General features: G+C 64.2%; 16 protein-coding genes and 1 pseudogene. 11 read left to right on the top strand and 6 right to left on the bottom strand.

All coding sequences use genetic code 11. The features are described 5' to 3' along the window. Positions 1–565: 565 nt before the first annotated feature. Positions 566–763: a hypothetical protein gene (locus tag EJ903_RS25215; RefSeq protein WP_126620638.1), complete on the bottom strand. Its 198-nt coding sequence runs from the start codon at positions 761–763 to the stop codon at positions 566–568. Positions 764–793: 30 nt separating this feature from the next. Between EJ903_RS25215 and EJ903_RS25210 the strand changes: the two genes are divergently transcribed. Next, positions 794–2,329, top strand: coding sequence for a hypothetical protein (locus EJ903_RS25210; protein ID WP_126620637.1), 1,536 nt, complete (start codon positions 794–796; stop codon positions 2,327–2,329). Positions 2,330–2,424: 95 nt separating this feature from the next. Next, positions 2,425–2,658, top strand: coding sequence for a hypothetical protein (locus EJ903_RS25205; RefSeq protein ID WP_126620636.1), 234 nt, complete (start codon positions 2,425–2,427; stop codon positions 2,656–2,658). 70 nt (positions 2,659–2,728) lie between these two features. On the opposite strand, the gene EJ903_RS25200 is transcribed toward EJ903_RS25205, so the two are convergent. The 4 genes and pseudogenes from EJ903_RS25200 to EJ903_RS25185 form a co-directional block, all read right to left on the bottom strand. After that, positions 2,729–4,072 carry a hypothetical protein gene (locus tag EJ903_RS25200; RefSeq protein ID WP_126620635.1) on the bottom strand — a complete coding sequence of 448 codons (1,344 nt, stop codon included), beginning with the start codon at positions 4,070–4,072 and terminating at the stop codon, positions 2,729–2,731. 495 nt (positions 4,073–4,567) lie between these two features. Then, positions 4,568–4,798 (bottom strand): annotated as a pseudogene (locus tag EJ903_RS28190) (formylglycine-generating enzyme family protein); the annotation flags it as partial. 36 nt (positions 4,799–4,834) lie between these two features. Then, the gene (locus EJ903_RS27455) at positions 4,835–6,268 is read right to left on the bottom strand and encodes a formylglycine-generating enzyme family protein (protein ID WP_210211559.1); all 1,434 of its coding nucleotides are present in this window, start codon (positions 6,266–6,268) and stop codon (positions 4,835–4,837) included. A gap of 84 nt (positions 6,269–6,352) precedes the next feature. Further along, entirely contained in the window at positions 6,353–7,225 is an 873-nt protein-coding gene (locus EJ903_RS25185; protein WP_126620634.1) for a MurR/RpiR family transcriptional regulator, read from the bottom strand. Between the two features lie 392 nt (positions 7,226–7,617). On the opposite strand from EJ903_RS25185, the gene EJ903_RS25180 reads away from it, so the two are divergent. The 9 genes from EJ903_RS25180 to EJ903_RS25140 all read left to right on the top strand — a co-directional run bounded on the left by EJ903_RS25180 (position 7,618) and on the right by EJ903_RS25140 (position 19,447). Beyond that, positions 7,618–8,814: a porin gene (locus EJ903_RS25180; RefSeq protein WP_126620633.1), complete on the top strand. Its 1,197-nt coding sequence runs from the start codon at positions 7,618–7,620 to the stop codon at positions 8,812–8,814. 213 nt (positions 8,815–9,027) lie between these two features. Then, on the top strand, positions 9,028–10,641 hold the full coding sequence (locus EJ903_RS25175; protein ID WP_126620632.1) for an ABC transporter substrate-binding protein: 1,614 nt from the start codon (positions 9,028–9,030) through the stop codon (positions 10,639–10,641). A 54-nt stretch (positions 10,642–10,695) separates the two neighbouring features. Then, positions 10,696–11,673 carry an ABC transporter permease gene (locus EJ903_RS25170; RefSeq protein ID WP_126620631.1) on the top strand — a complete coding sequence of 326 codons (978 nt, stop codon included), beginning with the start codon at positions 10,696–10,698 and terminating at the stop codon, positions 11,671–11,673. Next, positions 11,670–12,581 (top strand): ABC transporter permease, encoded by a 912-nt coding sequence (locus EJ903_RS25165; protein WP_126620630.1) that lies wholly within the window; start codon positions 11,670–11,672, stop codon positions 12,579–12,581. The genes EJ903_RS25170 and EJ903_RS25165 overlap by 4 nt, the downstream gene beginning before the upstream one ends. Continuing rightward, the gene (locus EJ903_RS25160; protein WP_126620629.1) at positions 12,578–13,576 is read left to right on the top strand and encodes an ABC transporter ATP-binding protein; all 999 of its coding nucleotides are present in this window, start codon (positions 12,578–12,580) and stop codon (positions 13,574–13,576) included. Before EJ903_RS25165 ends, EJ903_RS25160 begins: the two co-directional genes overlap by 4 nt. After that, positions 13,573–14,583, top strand: a complete 1,011-nt coding sequence (locus tag EJ903_RS25155) for an ABC transporter ATP-binding protein (protein WP_126620628.1) — start codon at positions 13,573–13,575, stop codon at positions 14,581–14,583. The genes EJ903_RS25160 and EJ903_RS25155 overlap by 4 nt, the downstream gene beginning before the upstream one ends. Next, positions 14,580–15,452 carry an alpha/beta hydrolase family protein gene (locus EJ903_RS25150; RefSeq protein ID WP_126620627.1) on the top strand — a complete coding sequence of 291 codons (873 nt, stop codon included), beginning with the start codon at positions 14,580–14,582 and terminating at the stop codon, positions 15,450–15,452. Before EJ903_RS25155 ends, EJ903_RS25150 begins: the two co-directional genes overlap by 4 nt. A 409-nt stretch (positions 15,453–15,861) precedes the next feature. Further along, on the top strand, positions 15,862–18,033 hold the full coding sequence (locus tag EJ903_RS25145; protein WP_126620626.1) for a methyl-accepting chemotaxis protein: 2,172 nt from the start codon (positions 15,862–15,864) through the stop codon (positions 18,031–18,033). A 25-nt stretch (positions 18,034–18,058) separates the two neighbouring features. Beyond that, a complete protein-coding gene (locus EJ903_RS25140; RefSeq protein ID WP_158628008.1) occupies positions 18,059–19,447 on the top strand; it encodes an MmgE/PrpD family protein in 1,389 nt (462 codons plus the stop codon). A 71-nt stretch (positions 19,448–19,518) separates the two neighbouring features. On the opposite strand, the gene EJ903_RS27450 is transcribed toward EJ903_RS25140, so the two are convergent. Next, positions 19,519–19,733 (bottom strand): hypothetical protein (locus EJ903_RS27450; RefSeq protein WP_425455521.1); only part of this gene is annotated, 215 nt, incomplete at its 5' end.

Below are 19,733 nucleotides of genomic sequence, written 5' to 3'. Positions count from 1 at the left end.
TCATCAGCCGCTCCTGCAAGGTGGTTTCTTCAACGACCTCAGCTTGACACCATTCCCCGGTGAAAGGGCCGTCCACCACATCACCTCACTCGGCCATGGCGGGCGTGAACTCCGTTGATCCGTGGTGAGACTGTTTCAGTACCAGAATCATACACGAATTCAGCCGCTTAACCTCGCGCCCGCCGCCACGCCTTCAGCTCTGGTGAATTATCCGGGCTAGGGTAGCCTGAACGAGCTTATCCCGGTGTCCACCAAACCGGCAGCAGGCCACTGCGACATCCTGGAAACCGGCAACGAGAGCTGGCGGTTCAAGAACCGCTCCTGATCCAAAGCCTTCCCCCCGTCCGTTGCCCAGGGGGGCCCACAGGCCCCTCCCACGCGCGCCGCTGCGTCAGCCATGAGGGCACTCCGCGGCGCGCGCGGGACCTTCCCGTGGACTCCCTGGACAACAGGTTCTGCAACCGCAACCGTGGCTGGAAATTGGAAGCCGATTGACAGGTCGCGGCGTTCCCCGACAACGCGGATGCACGGGGCGCCAAGGTCAGTGGATGGGGGCGGAAGCGTATCAATGGGAACCAAACTGATGGATCGCAGCCAAGAGAATGGCAAGCGTAGCGTGAGCTGCGGCGGCATAGCCTGAGAACAGGTCCATTTGCCGGACTTTGTGCACAGCCTCGGCAAGGGCGAGGATGCCAATGCCCAAGTAGACAATGCTGACAGGAATATGGGCGAGTGTGTCACCGACGAGAATCGAGTTGGCCATTGCAACCTCCTTGGGCATCATGGATGGCGCATGGTCGTCTGGAATGAGGCTCGCAACTGGAGCGGAAAATCGTCGTTGGCTGGCCCAAACGGAGAGCTGATTTTGTCCCTTGACAAAGCGCCTGGACCCAAAGTTGACGTGCGAGGCCGCGCGACGGCAGTTAGCCTCACGCCTGTCGGGCAGCAGCTCGTTTCCGAGTTTACGTCCCTGAAGCAATCCCTTGTGCCAGCGGTTCTATCGGAGGATCAATTCTTCTCGGTTCTGTTTAACGGTGCCCCGGACCTCCCGCTGCCGGAAACCTTTGAGCCGCGCGATTTCCATAAAGCGGTACAGCGAGGAAGCAAGCCGGAGCTTTTTCAGGCGAAAAACATCAGGTCCTGGGCAATATGTCGGGGTCTACAGAGTGTTGCGGATCGCGCTGACGAGATCATAAGACTCCGCAATGAAATCGGAAATGTAGGGCGGTCGCCGCGAGATGGTCGGAACAAGAGAAAACATAAAGGTGCCGCTGATTATTTGGTGAAAGTGCAGGAAGGCGTGCAAGGAATTGTATTATTCTCCCATGGCGCAGGGGCGCTCAATGACTTTAACCAGCTTATCAAGGAACTTCCGCGCTGGATAGGCAGTATGTCCCTTTCCGACCTTGAGGAGGTAGTGCGTCCTCTGCTTGACGTTCACTGGTCGGATGGAGGAGGCGTTCTAAGAGCGACAACGCTGGCGCAAGTTGTGAATGATGCCCTCCTGCCAATGCCCCTTGAAGGGCTTGGGCCGGATGGAGTGCGCCTCCTTTATTCGGCGGCCGTCAACCTCGCTCATACACGCGGAATGGCAGAAGCCAGTGAATCCTTCTCTAGGATACTTCCTGTATTGGAACAAAGTGCGAGCAAGCGGATTCAAAGCGCAATCTTAGATAGCGTTTCTGGCGTGACCCTTGTTGCGGACGCATCGCATTATACAATGGTGGGCTTGCGCTCAGAGGACGCGGCAGCCCGATTTGTTGAAGCATACTCAAGGCTAGGATCGTCAGAAGGAGGCGCTTCCTTTCAATGCGGGGGGCTTCGATGCGAAGCCTGTTTCCTTCTCAATATGGGCAAACGCTCACAAGCTCTGGAGGTATTGGGTCGTCTTGAAACGCAACTCAGCAAGAACGAGGGGTGCTTGCCGAAGCTGGAAATCTTGACGCTGCGGTTCTACGTTTCTCTCCTCCGGGCAGAGGCATTTTGGGCCAACGGAGAATCCGGACAAGGAGACAGGAACTTGGCACGAAAAGCAGCCATTGCTGCTTTATACAATCTAAATCTGCATTCCAAAGAAATGGAAAGATGCCGACCATCATTCCTGGGAAGCAGAGAGTATCATATTTCGTCCGTCATGAGGGCCGTCATGTACCATTTGCTGGCCGCGGTGGACCCCACCAATCCCAGCGCTCCATCATGGCACGCTATGTCTCGGGACATGTTCGCGAAGGGCAATCATGCGAGCTGCGTGCGACAACGAGCAAATCTTGGCTATGATATAGATTTCCTTGAGCATAAGTACCCACATCTGAAAAATAATGCCTATTGATCAGAGTGTCTAGGCCAAGCGTCGCATGATTATTGGTGATGCATTCAACTTCCCTAGGAAGTATATTCTAGTTACATCAACTACTAGCCGCAATTATGCACCAGGGTTCTGACGAAGTCACCCATGCGCTGGTCGACGTGCAGGGCGACGCCGAGTATGTCCATTCGACGTGGCATTCGGCCAATGGCGGTGAGTATCGGGATCCAGCCGACCTGCAGGCACTCGTGGATCGGATCGCGACGATGGATCCTGCCACGACCGACCTTGAAAGCATCATCCAACAGGCGCGCGCGCTGTCGAACGCGTGCGCTGCCGCAATCCCCACCTGAGCGGGATTGCACGACGGCAGACGGTCGGGATGCTGTGGCGGCGGGGGCGGTCGTCCCTGACCGCGCCCGATCACCGCCGTTGCGGTGTCAGCGCCGAGGCGATCCACAGCTTTTCCACCTCCCAGGAGCCGCCTCTGGGGTCGCCTGTCGGCGCTTCGCGCACCACACCCGCATCGCGCAGCTCGGCGGCGAGCAGGTAGACGCCGCGTCGGCTCAATTGCGCCGCCCTGCCCAACGTTCGCTCCATCACAGCGGTGGTGTAGGCCGGTTGCTGGTGCAGCCAGTGGAGCACAGCGGGAAGACGCGAGGTGCCACGCCGTCCGGCAAGGCCAAGCTGCTCTTCCCAGCCGCTGTGCACACGGTCCAGGGCCGCGCTCCGCTCCATCTCCATCACGATCAGCTCGCCGGTCGCGGACAGCAGCCAGCGTTCCCAGCCCTGCCCGTCTCGTTCAAGCGCCAGGCGAAAGCCGGTCCGATCCCGGGCCAGAACCGGGGCCACGCTGGGCGCGATGCCCGCTTGCAGGCCGCAGGCGCGTTCCACAAGGGTTCCGCTGCCGAGCCACGCCAGCAGCGTCCACAACCCGGGTTCCCCCCGGTCACGCTCCACCAGCGCCCGCGCCACCGCGCTTTTGTCATCGGTCGGAGCCACGCGCCGCCTTGGATGGGCGGCTTCTGGCGCGGTGAGCAGCACGCGCATGGCCCGCGCCACGCCAAGCAAACCCGGCGCGTCCAACAAGGCGGCCTCGACCTCCTGGAGCGTTGTCTCCACGGCCTCGCGCTGGGGTTGGGTCAGCGGTTGCGCACGGCCTCCCAACCCTTCGGCCCACCGCTGCTGGAGTTCGTCGCACCAGTCAACCGTCCATGCGGAGAGTGGTACGTCCGGCGCGCGGGGATCCTCTCCGTCAGGGTCGCCGGTCTCATCCTGCGGGCTGAGAAGATTCTCAGCGTTGGCCAGAAGCGCGCGTGTCTGCGCCATCAGCGCCGCTGCCGACTTGGCCAGCCCTTGGGAGTCCGGCGGGCGCGGGGCGACGGGCGGAACGGTGTCCGTCCCCTCCTCCGTCTGACCAAGAGCGGTGAGCAACCGGCGGCGGCGCTCGCGCCCAATCCGTGGATCAAGCCTTGGCGACTCCCGCCCCCGGATCGAGGGATCAAGCCGGTAGACCGGCCCCTGCAGCGCGGTGGCCAGCGTCCAGGCCGTGTGCACCCAGGCGGCGTCCGGATCGCATCGTGACGGATCGGCCAGCATCAACAGAAACGCGTCCGGATCGGCGATCCGACCGCCCAGGGTGGCGGCGGCGAGTGCCGCGCGGCGGGCGTGGTCATGACGCCAGCGATGACGCCGCTCGGGATCGGCCAGGAGCCGTTCGTCGAACCGGGCAAGCTTGCGCTCGGCGGCCAGGAGGTCAGGCAGCATCACGATGGTCCGCGACGTGGAACGTGGGTTCAGAGACGTTGGGAAAAGGACGCCCGCGCTGGTGCGCATGGGTGATTCTTCAGCATCGCCGGACTCAGGCGCAAGCGATTTCGGCCCCCCAGAACCAGCGTGTCCAGGGGGGAACGGTCCGGCACCGACCCAGCCCATCCGGGACAGACGACCGGTGCGGGCAGACCGCGCGGGGCTTGGCCACCGCGACAAAGACCCCGTTCGACGCGGTCCCGGGGGAAACTCTGTTGGGTTCTGCGTTCTCACAGGTCGGGCCATGATGCCATGCCGATGAGCGTTCCCGGAACCCTGATTTCCGCGACCCCTGCGGGGGGCCTTGATGGTCCTGGCCCCGACCGCGTCGGCGCTCTCGCCCCATGGCCGCTCCGCTTGGGGCGACCAAGGGGCAAGCCCGCCGACGCTTCCCCCTGGCTTGCCGGTCACGCCTGAACTCGGGCGCACCGAAAGCCAATGCGGACGAAGCGGTCAACCGGGCGGACCCAAACGCGGCACGCGGCACGCGGCACGGGCGCTCCGCGCGTTGTCGATCCAGGACCCGCCGCGAAGGACGCGCCAGGCGTCGGCGCTGTCCGGGCCGCGCGGGTCGGTTTCCGGCTGGGGCGTGTAGGTCCGCTGCCCATCCGCGCACCACTCCCAGACATTCCCCAGCGTGTCATGCAGGCCCCAGGGGTTCGGGCGCTTGCGACCGACCGGGCGCGTCCCCGCTGTCTCATGCGGGTGCTGCTTCTCCGGTCAACCCGTGCTGTCCACACCATTGTCCAGATCGAAGCCGACACCGCTGTTCCCGCCATACCACGCGATCGGATCCAGCGCCGGGGCGTTGTTTTCGCCCAGGATGGCGATGTCGCCGCTGTGCAGCGCCGTGGTGGCTCCCGCGCGGCAGGCATGTTCCCATTGCGCCTCCGTCGGCAGCGTCAGGTCCAGACCGGGAATCCGTTCGTTGATCCGACCGAGGAATTCCTGGGCGTCGTTCCAGCTCACCGTCTCCACCGGACGGTCGGTTGTCGTGAGGTCAGGCGACTGGAAACGACTTGGATTCTCCCCCATCACCGCCTGCCACAGCGCCTGCGTGCAGGGCGTGTCGAACAGCCAATAGCCCCGGCTGATCGTCACCAAATGCTGCGGCCCTTCATCCTCGTAATGCTCCGGTTCATCCTCCGGCGAGCCCATCAGAAACCGGCCCGGCGGAATCCAGCGCAGACGCTGGGTGACGGACTCCCCGCCTCCCTCCGGCTCCACCACGATCTCCGTCCACAGGCCGAAACGGTCGCGGCCCAGCGCGTCAGCCCACGCGGGCCGCGTGATCCGGTCGACGCGCAGCTCCTCGCGATCCGTGCGGATGCGGACGACCGGGGCCGGGGGCCATGGGCAGCGGGCGACCCCGCCCGACCCAGAGGCCACGCGCAGGACCGCTCCGCCCGCCGCCCCCTGCGTTCCCCGGCGCTCCGCCAGCCGGGGCAACGCCGGGGCCGTCGGCTCCGCTGCGTCCTCCGGGCTGGCCTGATTCCCAGCCTGAACTCGGGCGCACCGAAAGCCAATGTCGTCGTAGCGGACATCCGGGAGCGACCAATTGCGGCACGCGGCGCGGGCGTTCCGCGCGAAGCTGAGCCAGGACCCGCCGCGAAGGACGCGCTTGGCGCTCTCCGGGCCGCGCGGGTCAGTTTCCGCCTCGGCCGTATAGTCCCGCACCCCGTCGGCGCACCATTCCCACAGATTGCCGTGCATCTCGTACAGCCCCCACGCGTTCGGCGGCAGGCTCCCAACCGCAACCGTGCTTACCCGGTACAGCCCCTTGTGGCCGTCGGCATACGGAGAATTCCCGTCATAATTCACCTGCTCCGGCGTGACCGTGGCACCGAAGCTGAAGGGTGTCGTCGTTCCCGCCCGGCAGGCGTGCTCCCATTGCGCCTCCGTCGGCAGGCTCAAATCAAGACCCGGAACCCGCGCGTTCAGCCGTGTCAGGAAGCCCTGAACGTCATTCCAAATGACGTTGTCCACCGGACGACGGTCGTCGCCCGTGAATTCGCTCGGGTTCTCCCCCATCACCGCCCGCCGCGCCCTCGCTCTGCCCGGCTGTCGACAAGTTGACGATGCCTTTCCACGCCTTTCAGAGCGGTTGCGTGCCGCGTTGCGCCTGCCACGCCATCGCCGACCTGCCGCTGCCACCACCGCCGCAACGCTGGTCTATCCGCAGTTTTCTCAAACTGCGGCCGTGTTAACGAACCGGCATTCCGGAAAGTACACCCTTCCCTACTCCTGGAAGGTCCAGAACCGGTTCTCGCTGAGGTTCTTCAAGTTTTCCACGGCTTCGGGGCGTTCCCGTGCGACGGTGGTGATCAGGGCGTCGGCAACGGCGAAAGCGGCAGTCGGAGTGTTGGGCAGCAGCAAGGCGCGCGCCGGCGTGTACAGGCAGATATCGGCGATCCGGGCGAGCGGCGAGGTGGGTACATCGGTCAAGGCCACCAAGGTCGCTCCGCGCTTCTTGGCAAACGTGCAGAGATCGACCGTCGAGCGGGCATAGCGTGGGATCGAAACGGCCAGGACCACATCTTCGGCCCCCGCCGACATCATGTGCCTGACCGCCCGCTGTGGATCGCCGCGCGCGCCGCCGAAGATGACGGCGGCATTGAGATAAAGTGCCAAGCCATCCTCGAGATATGAGGCGATGTGATAGCTGGCTCCGGAACCGGCCAGATAGATCCGGCGTGCGTTGAGCAGCACCTCTATAGCGCCGGTGACCGTGGGTTCCTCCAGCGTGTCCCGCGTCGACTGAAGATTGTTAGCCTGCATTGCCAAGGCTGCGGCGAACGTAGCGAAGGGGCCGCCGGCCGCCGTACGCGTGTCGGCGAAACTGTCCACCGGTGCCATCGTGTGCCGCAATGCCGACGCGAGCGCAGCCCTGAACTCGCTGTAACTCGCATAGCCCAACGTCCGGACGAACCGGGTGATGGTTGCGCTGGACGTACCGCTGTGCTCCGCCAAACCCTCGATCGACATGGCGACCACTTCGAGCGGATTGCGCAGCACGTAATCCGCCGCCCGTCGATTGCCGCTGCTGAACGTCGGATAGGCCTGGGTGATCCGGTTCGCAACGTCGGTTTGCGGCATCAAAGAGTTGCTCATGGCGAACTTTCCGGTTGACGGGAAGATTTTTTCGTTGAAATATGTTTATGAAAATTCTGCTGTCAAGTGGCTCGCTGCGAATTTACCCGACTGGGGACGGGCGCATCAATGCAAATATGACCTGATACCCAACCAACAGGACAGTCGACTGTGATGCGGTGTCCAATCGCCGTTATCGCATGGATATTTGAAAATTCGGTGGATTGTGTGGGGGTATTGATCTCCTCGGTTCCTATCCGGTGAAATGCCGCCAGGCGGCCGGACATCCTCTTCGGAAGTCTGTCGGATTTATTTCCAAATTCCTCCCTCCCAAGCCGGAGCAGCTTGAATGCTGCCGGCCCGCCCGTTCCTTTGGCAATCATCGTGCCCTTGCCTATTCAACAGGAGGAAACATGCGAAATCTGTATTTCGGCGTGCTCAAGGGGCTTGCCTTGTCATTGGTATCGTTGCCGATTTCTTTGAGCGCCGCGAGCGGGGCAAGCTTCGAGGTGAAGGTCGGCGGCGACGTCTTCGCCGAGTGGGCCTTTGTCAGCCAGGACAAGGACGCGGGCCTGCGCAGTACCGAGATGTCCAATCGTTTCCGGCTGCTCATCACCTCGACAGCCAAGGCCGACAACGGTTTGGAATATGGCGCGCGGCTCCGGCTGCGCGCCGCTTCCAATGCCCGCACCAACGATGCCGACCGCGCCTTTCTCTTCGTCCAGGGCGGCTTCGGAACGGTGCAGGCGGGCATCACCGGCGCCTATGGTGCGACGACGCTGCTCAGCTATCAGGCGCCGATGGATTACCAGCTCCTGACCCTCACCGACGAGGGCGTGTCCTACATCCGTCCCCAGACGGTGTCGGGCCGGACGGTCAGCGGAACCGATGCCGGCAACACGCTAGGCTTCAGCACGTTGAGCCTGCGTTATCCCTCCGCCAACGGCACGTCGACACAGATCAATTACTTCACGCCGAAATTCGCCGGCCTTCAGGGGATCGTGACCTACACGCCGCGTTCCGACAGTTCCAACACCGACGTCAACCGGGTGAAAAGCACGACCGTAGGAACGACGGGCTATCAGACGCTGTTCACCGACATCGTCGAGCTGGCGGCGGTCTATGACGGCAAGTGGGATGACTGGTTCGTCAAGGCGAGCGCCGAATACGTGTTCGGCGACGCCGCGCCGAGCAGCGCCAACGCGGCCGGTTTCAAGGACCTGCAGGTCTGGACGGTGGGCGGCCATATCGGCTACGGCGCCTGGTCGTTCGGCGGTGCCTATCTCAGCCATGGGCAGTCCGGCCAGTCGAAGGCTGCGGGGGTTCGGCGCGAAAGCGGCGGCGTCTGGCACCTCGGTGCCCAGTACAAGGCCGGTCCATGGGTCGCCGGCGCGGGATTCCAGCGCGGCAAGGACGCCGGTAGCCTGACCGCCAGCGGGGCGCGGACGCTCAATCTCTATGACGCGGGCTTCTTCTATCAGCTGGCTCCGGGTCTCCAGATCGGCACCCAGTACAATTACTTCACCGCGGAGTCCGACCAGAGCACGGCCGCACTCGACCGCGACGACAAGGGCCATGTGGTCATGGTGCGCTCGGTCCTGGTCTTCTAAGCGCTCATGAGGGACCCGCGGCGTGTCGCCAGCCCGCCGCGGGTCGCTTTCTCCGCGGGCCTCCCGTCCAGGCCTCCAGTCCGGGGCGGCGCCCCGGTCGACCGGGCGACCATCATTTTTGTTGACGGCAAGATTTTTTCACCTCATCATCGAGATGAAAAAAATGACGTCAAATCCATCCGACAGGGAATGGAAAATCCAATGTGCACCCCCATGAACGTCCCAACTGTCGCGTTTGCCTGTCTCCTATCGATCGGTCTGTCCGGCGGCTCGGCTTGGTCGCAGACCCTGCGGATCGCGCTGTCCGCCGAACCGACGGCGGTGGACCCCCACTATCACAACGTCACACCCAACAATGCCTTGGCGACCCACCTTTTCTCGTCCTTGGTGGAGCAGGACGAGAAGCAGCGCCTGCAGCCGGCTTTGGCGAAGACCTGGGAAAACGACGGAAGGAACCGTTGGACGTTCAAGCTGCGCCAGGGCGTTTCCTTCTCCAACGGTGCTCCCTTCACCGCCGACGACGTGATTTTCACCTTCTGCCGCCTACAGCGCAATGAAACCAAGGTTACAGCGTCGTTCGGCCGGGTAACAGCGAATTTCGCATCGGTCACCGCGGTTGACGACCACACCCTCGCGATTGAAACCCTGCAACCCGAACCGCTATTGCCGAACTATCTCTCTGACATAGCGATCCTGTCCGCTTCCATCGTTCCGCACGGCAAGATCACCTACGATCTGGGGAGGGAGTGCGGCGTCACCGGGCCCTGGCCGGTCGTCGGAAACTTCAACGACGGCACCGCCGCGGTCGGCACAGGCCCGTACAAACTGAAATCCTATGTCCATGGCTCCGCCATCGACCTGGAACGCAACCCGACCTATTGGGGAGAGGCGGAGCCCTGGGCGGCGGTGCAGCTGCTGCCGGTGACCAGCACCGGACCCCGGTTTGCCGGTCTGCTGGCGGGTGACTACGACGTCATCGAAAACCCGGCGGCGCGCGATCTCGGCCGCATCCGCAACGATAAGCGTTTCAGCTATATCGTGACTCCTTCAGCGCGGGCAATCATCCTGCAGCTCGACGTCGGGCGGGAGAAGAGTCCGGCGGTGAAGGCCGCGGACGGCAGGAACCCGCTTCAGGATGTTCGGGTTCGCAAGGCGCTGTCGCTGGCGATCGACCGCGACACCATCATCAAGCGTCTGATGGACGGCAGCGCGGAAGCAGCCTACCAGTTCATGCCGGTCGGCATGTTCGGGACCCTGCCGAACCCGGCCAAGCTGACCTACGATCCCGCCGCCAGCCGAAAGCTTCTGGCGGAGGCCGGCTATCCGAACGGCTTCCAGATCACTGTGGCAACGACCAACAACCGGTACGTCAACGACAGCCAGATCGTGCAGGCCGTGGCTCAGTACTGGGCGCAGATCGGTGTCAAGACCGAAGTCGACGCCATGCCCAGCACGATCTATTTCCCGCGCCGTGCCAAGAGGGAGTTTTCGGTGGCGCTGGCCGGCTTTGGCTCCACGTCGGGGGAAACCTCGCAATTCCTGCGGGTGTGGGCAGCGACGCCCGACGAGGCGCTGGCGATCGGCAGTGCCAACTACGGAGGCTACAGCAGCGAAGTCTTCGACAGGCTGATCCGTGAAGCCATCGTAACGTTCGACGACGACAAGCGTTCGCAGTTGCTACAGAAGGCCACCGTCACGCTGCTCGATGACATGGCTTTCGTTCCGCTGCACTTCGAAAGCTCGATCTGGGCATTCAAGGCCGACCTTGCGGTCACCGGCCGAACCGATCAGTTCACTCAGGCGATGTCGGTCAAGCCGAAGAAATGAACCTCATGTCCGCAGCCGCGACCAGTGGGCTGCGACCAATGGATTGAACAAGCGATGGCCACTTACATCCTTCAGCGATTGTTGCAGAGCGCCGGCGTGATGCTCGCCGTTTCGGTCGCCGTGTTCTTTTCCGTCTACGGCATCGGCGATCCCATCGAATTGCTGGTGCCGCCGCAGGCCGGTGCGGCCGAACGTCTGGAGCTGATCCAGCGCCTCGGCCTCGACCAGCCGGCCTGGCAACAGTACCTGACCTTCATGGGGAACGCGCTGCACGGCGATCTAGGGAGGTCCTTCGCCCACGGCGTGCCGGCGGTCGGCCTGATCCTGTCCCGGCTGCCGGCGACCATGGAGCTGGTCCTGCTGGCGCTGTCCCTGGCGGTTCTGGTCGGCGTTCCGCTCGGGCTGTTCGCCGGGCTCGATCCCCATGGGAAGCCGGCGCGCCTCATCCTGGCCTGCACGGTCGTCGGCTATTCGCTGCCGAACTTCTGGAAGGGCATGATGCTGATCCTGCTCTTCTCGGTTCTGCTCGGCTGGCTGCCGACTGCGGAGCGCGGCGAGACAGTGACGGTCCTCGGGATCCGGACCAGCCTGTTCACTGCCGACGGGCTGCGGCATCTGGTTCTTCCAGCGCTCAATCTGGCGATCCCGAACGTCGCGCTGGTGATCCGGCTGGTCGCAACGGGAACCACTGACCTGATGACCCAGGAGTTCGTAAAGTATGCCCGCGCCAAGGGCGTGCGGCCCCGCCGGATCGTCGGTCGCCACGTGCTCCGCAACATCCTGATCCCGGTGGTGACCGTGGTGGGCATCGAATTCGGCAGCCTGGTCGCCTTTTCGACGGTGACGGAAACGGTGTTCGCCTGGCCCGGCATGGGGAAGCTTCTCATCCAGTCGATCTATCAACTCGACCGCCCCGTGGTGGTGGCTTACGTGATGCTGGCGACTTTCCTGTTCATCTCGGTGAACCTGCTCGTCGACATCCTCTATGCGGCCCTGGATCCGCGGGTGAAGTTGACGGGAGGTGCCGCATGACCGCTGACATCGAGACCTTCGCCAAGACGGCGGAGGCGAATACGCCGCTGCGGATGCAGGTGCTCCGGAACATCCGGAACCGGCCGACGGCGTCGGGGGCGGCCATCGCGATCGCGATCCTGGTCCTGCTGGCCTTGCTGGCGCCGGTTATCACACCGCAAAACCCCTATGACCTGGCGTCGCTCAGCGTGATGGACAACCGGCTCGCCCCCGGCGAGACGGGGATGACCGGGATCACCTATTGGCTCGGCACCGACGCCCAGGGGCGCGACATGCTGAGCGCCATCCTCTACGGCCTGCGGACGAGCCTGCTGGTCGGTCTGACCGCCACCGCCGGTGCGCTCGCCATCGGTTCGGTCGCCGGCCTGCTGGCCGCCCATTTCGGCGGGGCGGTCGATGCGCTGCTGATGCGGATCGTCGATTTCATGCTGGGCTTCCCGTCGATCCTGGTCGCCCTGATCCTGCTGTCGTCGATCGGCCGCGGCGTCGACAAGGTGGTGGTCGCCATCATGCTGGTGCAGTGGGCGCAATATGCCAGGCTGATGCGCGCCGCGGCGCTGGTCGAACGCCGCAAGGAATATATCGAGGCGGCGCTCAATTTCGGCCTGCCGACCCGCCACATCCTGCTGTTCCACCTGCTGCCCAACTCGATCGGCTCGGTCCTGGTCGTCGCGTCGATCAGCGTCGCGAGCGCCATCACGCTGGAAGCCACCCTGTCGTTCCTCGGCGTCGGCGTCCCGGTCACCCAGCCGTCGCTCGGGCTGCTGATCGCCAACGGGTTCGAGTTCCTGCTGTCCGGCCAATACTGGATCGCGGTGTTTCCCGGTATCGCGCTGGTCCTGCTGGTGATGTCCCTCAACCTTCTCGGCGATCGCCTTCGCCGCAGCTTCAATGTGCGTGGCCCATGAACGCTGAATTCACGCAGGACGCCCCGCTGCTCGACGTCCAGGGGCTGAAAACGGTTATCCACCTGCCCGACGGCGCTTGGCCCGCAGTGGACGGCATCGACTTCACCGTCCAGCGCGGAGAGGTTCTCGGACTGGTCGGGGAGTCCGGTTCCGGCAAGTCGGTCACCGGCTTCTCCATCGTCCAGCTGATGGACTCGCCCGCCGAGGTGATCGCCGGACGCGTGCTGTTCAACAACGAGGATCTGCGGCTGGCGTCGGAGGAGCGGCTGCGCAGCCTGCGCGGCAACCGCATTGCGATGATCTTCCAGGATCCGCTGATGACGCTCAACCCGGTGCTGAGCATCGGCGAGCAGATGGCGGAGGCCATCCTGGAGCACCGCGACGTCGGCCGCCAGGAGGCGCTGCGCGCGGCCGCGGACGCGCTGGTCCGGGTCGGAATCTCGTTGCCGGAGGCGCGGCTGCGACAGTATCCGCACGAGTTTTCCGGCGGCATGCGCCAGAGGGTGGCCATCGCCACCGCGATGCTCAACGCCCCGGATCTGATCATCGCCGACGAGCCGACGACGGCGCTGGACGTCACGATCCAGAGCCAGATCCTGTTCGAAGTCCAGAAGCTCGCCCGCGACAGCGGAACGGCGGTGATCTGGATCACGCACGATCTGGCGGTGGTCGCCGAACTCGCCGACCGCGTCGCCGTCATGTATTCCGGCCGCATCGTCGAGATCGGCCCGGTGGACGAGGTGCTAGACCGGTCGCGCCATCCCTATACGCTTGGGCTGCTCCGTTCCTCGGCCGCGATGGTGGAGCCCGGCCAGCGCCTGAACCAGATCAACGGAATGGCTCCCCGCATCGATGCCCGTCCGTCAGGCTGCCCGTTCAGGACGCGGTGCGACCGCGCCATGTCGATCTGCGCCGAACAGGATCCCACGCCGACGATTGACGGCCGGCATGGTTTCCGCTGCCACAACCCCATGCCGCAGAGGGACGCCGCGTGAGCGAAACATTCTTCGAACTGCGAGACGTCAGCCGGTACTTTCGGAGCAAGCCCTCGCTGACCCAGCGCATCGTGACCGCGCTCGGACGTACCGGCCCGCCGCCGGCCCTGCGGGCCGTGGACGACGTCACCCTGCGCATCCGTGCGGGTGAGGTGGTCGGTCTGGTCGGGGAAAGCGGGTGCGGGAAATCGACCCTGGCGCGCGTGGCGACCGGCATCCTGCCGCCCAGCGCCGGCGAGGTCTTCTACAAGGGCCGGCCCGTCACCGAGCTGACGGGCAAGGACCGGCTGAACTATCTGCTGAAAGTGCAGATGGTGTTCCAGGACCCTTACGCTTCGCTCAATCCCCGCATGAAGGTCGGCCAACTCGTCGGCGAGGCGCTTCGGGTCCACAAGCTGGTCCCGAAGAACGAGGTCGGGGAGAGGACGCGGGGGGTCCTCAAGGAGGTCGGCCTCGATCTGGGCTACATGGACCGGTATCCGCACCAGTTTTCGGGAGGGCAGCGCCAGCGCATCGGCATCGCCCGCGCGCTGGCGGTCGAGCCGGATTTCCTGGTCTGTGACGAGCCGGTCTCGGCGCTCGACGTCTCGATCCAGGCGCAGGTCATCAACCTGTTCATGGACGTGCGGGAACGCCGCGGCCTGACCTATCTGTTCGTCAGCCACGATCTCGGCGTGGTCCGTCACATCAGCGACCGCGTCGCCATCATGTATCTCGGCCGCATTGTCGAGATCGGAACGGCTGCCGAGCTGTTCGCCAAGCCCGCCCATCCCTATAGCCAAGCCCTGATCCGCGCGATCCCGTCGGCGGTCACGCGCCGGCGCCGCGCCTTCACGCCGCTGAAGGGCGAGTTGCCGTCGGCGCTGTCGCCGCCGCCCGGCTGCGCCTTCCACCCCCGCTGCGAGCACGCGATGCCGATCTGCCGCGAAGTCCGGCCGCCGCTCGTCCAAATCTCCCCCGACCGCAGCGCCGCCTGCCATCTTCATTCCACTTCGGAGTCAGTATGATCACCACGGTTCTTTCCCCCGGCATCGGACGCAGCACGCATCCGTTCGTCGATCGCTTCCATCCGGACCGACCGGTCGATGTCAACTTCTATCGGCCGGAAGGTCACAGGCCGGACGGGCCGGTCGTGATCGTCCAGCACGGCATTCTGCGCAACGGCGATTCCTACCGCGACTTCTGGATCCCCGCCGCCGAAAAGCACGGCCTCCTGATCGTGGCGCCGACCTTCCCGAATGCACGGTTTCCCGGGGCGGAAACCTACAACGACGGCTCCATCGTCGGGGAGGACGGCACGATCGCCGCGCCGGAATATTGGACCTATTCCATCCCGGGCAGGATCATCGAGGCCCTGCGGGCCGGTGGCATAACCACCCGGACCAAGGTCCGGCTGTTCGGCCATTCGGCCGGCGGCCAGTTCGTCCACCGTCTGCTGGCGACTCAGGACCACGCGCTGTTCGAAGAGGCGATGGCTGCCAATCCCGGCTGGTACACCCTGCCGAACTTGGAGCAGCGGTTTCCCGAAGGGCTCGGCGGGCTCGGTTTCGATCACCGGGCTTTGAAGCGCTGGTTCGCCTATCCCATGGTGATCTTCGCCGGCGACCAGGATCTGCGGACGGACGACCCCAACCTCCCGGTCATGGACGGCGCGATCCGCCAGGGACCGACGCGTTACGCCCGCGCCCGCTTCATGTATTCGTTCGCCAGGGGCGAAGCCGAACGGCTCGGCCTTGAATTCAACTGGAAACTGGTCGTGGTGCAGGGGATCGGACACGACGGTGCCGCCATGTCCCGTGCCGCCGCCGCCGTCTGGTTCGAGGGCCGTCTCCCCGAGGCGGCCGAACTCGGAGCCGAGGCCAGCCCGGTGTTCTGAAGCCGGCGACGCTTCGGCCGGACCGCGCGGCATCGCCGCCGCAACAGCTCCAATCAGGTGTCCGCGACTGAACCTGCGGCTGGACCGCGGAATTTCGGGCAAGCGGGAAAACAATCTGCACGCATCTGACGGACGCGAGGCGGACTTGCGGAGACTCATCCCTTGAAATGGAGGCGCTTCGGAAAATCCGGCTGACCTATCCCGCATACGGCAACGCGTTTCAGCACTGGCGGGAGCGAAACGCGGATGCTGCCACCGTCCTTTATTCCTCGATGAGAACTGAAGGGTCGACGTGACATGAAAGACCAGATGCAGCCAGTCGAATTCTTATCATTACTTGGAATTTCCAGCCAATGGAGGCTCCAACCGAACCAGACCAGAATGTCCTTCGCTCCGAAGGGGAAGCAGCATGAAACTCGCTGTGAAGGTTCCGCTGATTGCAGTCCTGTTCTGCCTTACCTCCTGCGTCCTGATCGGCGTCCTGGGCTATGTGAAAAGCCGTGACGCCCTCTACGACGCTGCGGTCAGCCGTCTGACCCTGGTTGCGGAGGCAAAGCGCGACAAGCTGAAGGACGCGTTCGACTCCACCGCCCGCAACCTCGACAGCCTGGCGAGAAGCGAGGGGGTCATCCAGGGAATCGAGGAGCTGAGCGCTGCCTTCGACTCCTCCTCCGCCGACGATGTCGAAAAGCTGTTCGCCGACCCGAAACTCGGCCCCGCCAAGCGGTCCGAAATCACCGGGGAGGAGTTCAAGGAGTCGCTGTATGCCTGGCGCCATTCCTGGCTGCATTCGGCATTCCTTCCCATGTGGCGTGGACAGGCCATCGCCGACGCCTACATCGTCCGCCAGGACGGCAAGATCATCTACTCGATCACCAAATCCGACGGATTCCTGAAGTCGCTCGACGGGCTGGGCAACGACGCCCTGGCCGCAATCGCGCGGAAGGCGCTTCAACTGCCGCCCGGCGGGGAACAGGCGTTCGCCGGATTCCGGGACTACCGGGTGGGTGACGGGGCGGTCTCCGCCTTCTGGGGGCAGCCGGTCTACACGCCGTCCTGGGCCGGGGAAAAGAAGCCGCCGGTCGCGGCCATCGTGTTCCGCATGTCGGACGCCAAGGTCGGTGCGGTGATCGGCGGCACGGAAAGCGACTCTTCGCCCCTGGATACCATGTTGATGTCCAGGGACACGCTGATCCGCTCGAAAGCGCCGGAGGGAACCGACCGCGCGGATCAGGACCGCATCATTCTAAAGGACTTGGCGGAGGTCTTTACCGCCTCGACGTCGGGAGCGACATTCGGGGTGAGCACGTCCCTGGATGGCTGGCAGAACCAGCTTCTGATCGCCTATCAGCCGTTGAGCGTAAGTGGGGAGCCCTATTTTACATTGGCGGCTCAAACCACCGGGGCCGCCTTGCAGGCCACCGACCGGATGCGGACCGCCATGGTCGCCATGACCGGACTGGTGCTCGTGGCTTTGGGGGGGGTGGCGCTCCTGCTCAGCCGCCAGCTCACGGTCCCGATCCGGCAGATGGCCGATGTGGTGCAGCGGCTGGCCGAAGGCGATCTGGAAACCGAGGTGCCGCGCCTTTCGCGCAAGGACGAGATCGCGTCGATCGCGGTCGCGGCCGAGGTGTTCAAAGCTAATGCGCAGCGGATCCGCATGATGGAGGCGGAACGGATCGAGGCGGAGCACCGCGCCGCGCAGGACAAGCGTCAGGCCATGGCGGCGATGGCCCGGCATTTCGAACAATCGGTCGGAAGCGTGATCGGAACCCTGGTCACCCATATCGAAGAGGTCCGGCAGCATGCGCTGGTCGTCGCCCGGGTCGCCGGCGAAGCGCAATCCGAAGCGCAGACGGCGACCCATGCCTCCGAACTCTCCAGCGCCAACGTCCAGGCGGTTTCCGCCGCAACCGACCAGTTGGCGGCGACGGTGAACGAGATCGGCCGTCAGATGAGCAGCGCCCACAAAATGTCGCGGCAGGCCAGCGAGGGGGTGCTGCAGGGCGACGGCAGGGTCCAGTCCCTGGTGGTGACGGCCGAGCAGATCGGCGACATCATCACGATGATCCAGCAGATCGCCGCCCGGACGGATGTTCTGGCATTGAACGCCACCATCGAGGCCGCCCGCGCCGGGGAAGCCGGCAGGGGATTCGCCGTGGTCGCCAACGAGGTGAAGAGCCTGGCGATGGCGACATCCCGCGCCACCCGCGACATCCGTGCCAAGATCGAGGAGGTGCAGAGCGGCTGCAGCGACGCCGGATCGGCGATGAGGTCGGTCGCCGACCTGGTGCAATCGCTTGAGCGGATGAATTCCGCCGTCGCCACGGCGGTCGAGGAGCAGGGCGCGGCCACCACCGAGATCGCCCGCAATACCCATGAGGCCGCATTGGGTGCCGACAAGACGGCGCGTGGAATCTCCGCGGTCGCCAGGGCGTCGGAACGCAACGAGGATGAGGCGAGGAAGGTGCTGCACATGTGTGCCAAACTGGCATCATCGGCGTCCATCCTCAGGAGTGAGGTCGATGATTTCCTGAACGGCATCCGCACCAGTTCGAGTAGCTATGTACACGTCAAGTAAAGCGAAGCACAAAAGGGGGCGCAACTTGTCGCAGAAAAACGCCGGAGCGACTGAATCCTTGGGCCACTGGGTCGCCTCGACCTCGGGCCAATGGCAATCCGGAGATCTGGTCGCCGCCGGCCAGCTCCTGATTGACACCATCGCATGTATCGCAAGCGGTGGTTCATTGCGCCAAACAGCCAAAGTGCTCAAACCTTACCAGGGACGCGGCCCTGCTCGCATCGTCGGCACGCCCCATACCGCTAGCAACGAGGCCGCAGCGCTGGTCATGGGAACGTGGGGCCACTGGGAAGAACTGGACGAAATGCACTATGGCGCGGGTTTGCACGCAGCGGTCGGGACCGTACCAGCGCTCCTGGCGATCTGCCAAGGACGGAACGCAACGAGCCGCGATCTGTTGGATGCCCTCATCGTGGGCGTGGAGGTCAACACCCAGATCGGGGTTGCCATGGGGCTGGACCACGTCAACAAGGGTTGGCATTCCACGGAGTCCGTCGGCATCTTCGGAGCGACGGCCGCTTGCGCCCGTCTACTGCGCCTCAACCCTGAGGCTTGCGTCAACGCTTTGGCCCTCGCGGCATCAATGGCTGCCGGACCAAAAGGCCAGTTTGGCACGGAGGCGAAGCCGTTCCATGCCGGTGTGGCGGCGCAGGGCGCAGTCAACGCGGTCTATCTGGCTCAGGCGGGTCTTCAGGCATGCAGTACAATCCTCGAAAAGAAAGATGGCTTCGGCGAGTTGTACAGTGGAGCACGGCCCCCGGATTGGACACTCATTGACCTGCCCGCGGACGGGGCATCGACTGCTATCAGCGGTTCAGGGCTGGCAATCAAGTGGCATGCCAACTGCGGCAGCACCCATCGCGCAGTGGACGCGGTGCACGGCCTGTTGCTGGAGCACGATTTCTCCGTCGATATGGTGACGCGCGTCGAAACGTTTATCGGCATGACCAACATTGTGAACTTGAAATACCCCGACCCCAATACACCCAAGGAAGCCCAGTTCTCTATGAACTGGGCGGTGGCTCGCGCGCTGCGCGGCAGCTACCAGCAGCTCACCCCGGACGATTTCACAGAACAGGCTCTGGCGGATGCACCTACGCGGGCGCTTGCGCGCCTCGTGTCGATGAACCTATTGGAGGACTGGGAGGCCGAGAGGATGACGAATCGACTGGCGCATAAGGTGGTCATCCACCTAACCGATGGGCGCTGCCTCGCAAGGGACATGCTCTGGCCTCGGGGCACGCTCGGCTTCAATGCACTCTCGAACGAGGAACTGAATGCAAAGATCATCTCTTGCATGGCCTCGGCCCCCGACGGCACCGTGGCAACGGCCAAAGCGATCCTGACCGACCCAACCGGCTCGGCGGACGAGCTCATGGCCGTGCTCAGCTATGAGCCTGAATGGCGATCATAAGCCTAGCCGGCACCGTCAACTTGTCGACAGCCGGGCAGAGCGAGGGCGCGGCGGGCGGCAGGGTTTGCGGACTACGCCGCCAGTGGCGCGCCGGTGACCTCGGCCCAGACCTGGAACGCCTGGGTGCGGGCCTTCCGATAGTCGGCGACGGGGCGGTGGTCGCGACGGAGATGGAACAGGTTGGCGATCGGATCATGAGTATCCCTCCGGGGAGTGACGCCTTGCGGGTTTGGAACGTTTTCCCGATGTTTTGCGAGATGGCGCGATAGCGCGGACGCAAACGTGT

Source organism: Azospirillum griseum (genome assembly GCF_003966125.1).
GTDB classification, from domain to species: Bacteria; Pseudomonadota; Alphaproteobacteria; order Azospirillales; family Azospirillaceae; genus Azospirillum; species Azospirillum griseum.
The sequence above is the reverse complement of the archived record's forward strand: the minus strand, read 5'-3'. Positions and strand labels throughout refer to the sequence as shown.